This is a genomic window from Streptomyces sp. CO7 (assembly GCF_053474865.1).
Window position 1 is genome coordinate 93,035 of the sequence record NZ_JBRIOU010000011.1, and the last position, 3,186, is coordinate 96,220.

The 3,186-nt window shown below is 75.0% G+C and carries 3 protein-coding genes; 2 read left to right on the forward strand and 1 reads right to left on the reverse strand.

What is annotated here, in order from left to right:
* Nucleotides 1-33: 33 nt before the first annotated feature.
* Entirely contained in the window at nt 34-228 is a 195-nt protein-coding gene (locus ACOV8S_RS29515) for a hypothetical protein (protein WP_351118565.1), read from the reverse strand.
* Nucleotides 229-679: 451 nt separating this feature from the next.
* Here ACOV8S_RS29515 and ACOV8S_RS29520 point away from each other — a divergent pair, with 451 nt between their 5' ends.
* Both ACOV8S_RS29520 and ACOV8S_RS29525 read left to right on the forward strand, forming a co-directional pair.
* The gene (locus tag ACOV8S_RS29520) at nt 680-1,072 is read left to right on the forward strand and encodes an ankyrin repeat domain-containing protein (RefSeq protein ID WP_382557533.1); all 393 of its coding nucleotides are present in this window, start codon (nt 680-682) and stop codon (nt 1,070-1,072) included.
* Nucleotides 1,073-1,410: 338 nt separating this feature from the next.
* Nucleotides 1,411-2,829 (forward strand): HEAT repeat domain-containing protein, encoded by a 1,419-nt coding sequence (locus ACOV8S_RS29525; protein ID WP_448321543.1) that lies wholly within the window; start codon nt 1,411-1,413, stop codon nt 2,827-2,829.
* Nucleotides 2,830-3,186 lie beyond the last annotated feature (357 nt).

Consider the following 3,186-nt stretch of genomic DNA (forward strand, 5'->3'; position numbering starts at 1 on the left):
GGGGAGGGAAGGCGGGGGCGGGGCCGCCCCGGGTCAGAACTTCAGTCCGCCCAGCAGGCTCGCCAGGCTCTCGCCGCCCGCCTTGATGCTCGGCGCGATGGCCGTGCTGGACAGGTAGAAGCCGAACAGGACCGAGACGACGGCGTGCGAGCCCTTGAGGCCGTCCTTCCTGAAGAAGAGGACGACGATGATGCCGAAGAGCACGACGCCGGAGATGGACAGAATCATGGGGATCTCCTGGTGTTCGGGTGGGGACAGTCACCACGAGTTGTTCCAGGATCACAGCATGTATCGATACGACAAAAGGTGCAACTGAGTGATTTCCTGACGTTTTCCCCCGGTTGGTGGAGGTGTCGTGCGGGGTTCCGTGTGCCCGATGGCGTACACCGCCGCCCGTCGAGGGCCGCGGGCGGACGCCGATGATCCTCACCGCCGTGTCCGCGGGACCCGGGCAGCGGCCTCCGGCATGTCGTCGATTCACTCGTACGGTGGAGCGTGTGTTCCGGTGCGCACGCCCGGATATGAGCCCTCGACCGGCCTTCCGCCCGCACGCCGTAGGCTCTGCGGGGTCCCGTCCACCCGGACGCGCCCCGCCGGCCGTTGCGCCGGACGGCGGTACGGGCCGACGGACACCGTGGACACCACCCGTACGGACACGAGGAGAGAGGCGGACCGGGCGATGAGCGAAGCCCCCGACCCGGAGGTCGTGGAACTCGCGACCAGGGTCTTCGAGATGGCGCGCAAGGGCGAGACCGGGCCGCTCGTCCGGTACCTCGACGCGGGCGTTCCGGCTGACCTCACCAACGACCGGGGCGACTGCCTGGTGATGCTCGCCGCCTACCACGGCCACGCGGAGACGGTCCGGGCCCTGCTGGACCGCGGCGCCCAGGCCGACCGGGTCAACGACCGCGGGCAGACGCCGCTGGCCGGCGCCGTGTTCAAGGGGGACACCGAGGTCGTCCGTGCCCTGCTGGCCGGCGGCGCGGACCCGGCCGCCGGCACCCCCTCGGCCGTCGACACGGCCCGCATGTTCGGACGGGCCGAGGTGCTCGAACTCTTCGGCGCCGCCTGACCCTTGGCCGCCGCACCGCCCTGACCTCGGGCGACGACGGGACCCCCGGCGACCGCGGGCGGGGCGCCGGTCGAGGGGGACGCTCCGGACGCCCCCACCGAAATCCGGTCGCCACGCGGCGAACCGGCGAGTCATGATGGCCTGGTGATTCACGGACGCGACGGTTGGGCAGGAGTTGCCGAACCGCGTGGGCCGTGAGCGGTCCGTGAGGACCACAGACGAGAGGCAGAGGAAAATGGTCTACCACGAGCAGAAAACGGCGGGAGCCCGGACGTGTTGTCGCGGCCAGGTGCAGTGATCTCCCGGTTGCGTCGACGCTTGATGTGAGGCTGTTTCCCATGTTCGATCCGGTCATAGCGCCCAGCGGCACCCTGCTCGGCCTGCTCCAGCGGGGCCGAGGCGACGGGACCCTGCACGCGCTCACCGCCCCCCGCGCCGAGGCGCTGGCGGCCCTCGACGGGTGCGTGCTCCACGATCCGCGCCACGACTGGCAGCTGGAGAACCGCTCCCTCTACTACGCCAGGCTCTATCTCGACCTCGACGGGGCCCTGGCGGCGGTCGAGGCCCACCTTTTCGGGCCCGACGACGTCCTGGACACCGAGGAGAACCGCACCGGACTGGCCCTGTCGGTCCTCGGTCACCTCGCCTCCTACGGCCGTCGTGACGCCCTGGACCTGCTGCGCCGCTACGCCGCCCAGGGCTCCAACTGGGCCTGGGCCCTCGACGAGCTCGCCCTGCGCGACGACGACGCCGGCCTGCGCGCCCTGGCCGAGCCGGTGCTGGCACGGTTCCCGGCCGACGCGGCCGGCGACGCCGAACTCGCCGGGGTGGTGCGCGACGCCTTCGAGCCCCGGCCCTGGCGGCTGTGGGCCGACGACCCGCGCCCCGCCGTCCGCGACCGGGTCCGCGCGGCCCGCGACGCCGCCAGTTTCGACCGCTGGCAACGCCAGCTCGACTCCACCGGCCCACGGCCCTCCTGGGGCGTGCGCGCCATCCTCGACTGGGCCCAGGAGGGAGCCGAGCGAGGCGTGCAGCTCCAGGCGCCCGCCGCCCGCTGCCTGCTCGCGGTGGCCGGTCCGGAGGACCGCCCCGAACTCCTGGAGGCCGGCAGGTCCGGCCCCGACGGCGCCCGCGCCGCCGCCCTGCGCCACCTCGCCGACACCGGCGACCCGCTGGCCCTCGACCTCGTCGACGCCGCCGTCGCGGACGGCTCCTCGGTCGTCCAGGAGGCCGCCGTCGACGCCTTCGAGCGGATGCGCTCCGCCGCGGCCGTCGACGCGGCCCGCGCCTGGTCCCACCGTCCCGACCCGCTCGGCGCGGCCGCCGGCCGCGTGCTCGCCCTGCGCGGCGACGCCCGGGACGGCGCGCTGGTGCTCGCCGCGCTGCGGACCGCGGTGCGCACCGAGGGGCCGGACGCGCCGACCCTGTGGACCCTCGTGGACGGCGCCGGCCGCCTGGGCATCGGCTGTGCCGCGCCGGTGCTGCGGCACGTCTACCGCGAGACGGCCTCCTCGTCCCTGCGCGGCCGGGCCGCGCGGGCGCTGGCCGCCACCGACCCGTCCTTCGCGGCCGGGTTCGCGGTCGAGTGCCTGTGGGACTGCGAGGAGTCCACGCGGGAGCTGGCCGCGCGGCACGCCGAGACGGGCGACGCCCGTGTCGCCGAGCGCCTGCGCCGGCTCGCGGCCGACCCCGCCGAGGAGGACGACGTCCAGCTCGCCGTCCGCTCCCGCATCGCCACCGACAAGTCCGCCGCCTAGATCCGCCGCCCGCCGCCGTCCCGTCCCCGGGGCGACGGCGGGCGGCGCCGTTTCCGGACCGGCTCCCCGCCTTGTGGTGAGGCGCGGAGGCGCGCAGACGTCAGGCGCGGTGAGCGGAGGGGTGACGGCAGTGCCGGGGCCACCGGCCGGCGCCGGTCGCCAGGGGAGAGGGACCGGCCCGCGCCGCGGAGCCTGGCGAAGGCCGGTGGCGCGGCAGGAGCCGCCTCCCCGTGCCGGGCCCGGGCGGTGCCGCCCTGCTCCCGGCCGGCCGAGCCGCCGTGCCGCCCCCGTGACGACCGTCGTCACATACGCGCCGTTTCGACCGGTGTCACCCCGAGGACCTAGTCTGTGCACCGT

Coding starts and splice junctions, on each gene's coding strand:
- ACOV8S_RS29515 (WP_351118565.1), bottom strand. CDS start 228: ATGATTCTGTCCATCTCCGGCGTCGTGCTCTTCGGCATCATCGTCGTC.
- ACOV8S_RS29525 (WP_448321543.1), top strand. CDS start 1,411: ATGTTCGATCCGGTCATAGCGCCCAGCGGCACCCTGCTCGGCCTGCTC.
- ACOV8S_RS29520 (WP_382557533.1), top strand. CDS start 680: ATGAGCGAAGCCCCCGACCCGGAGGTCGTGGAACTCGCGACCAGGGTC.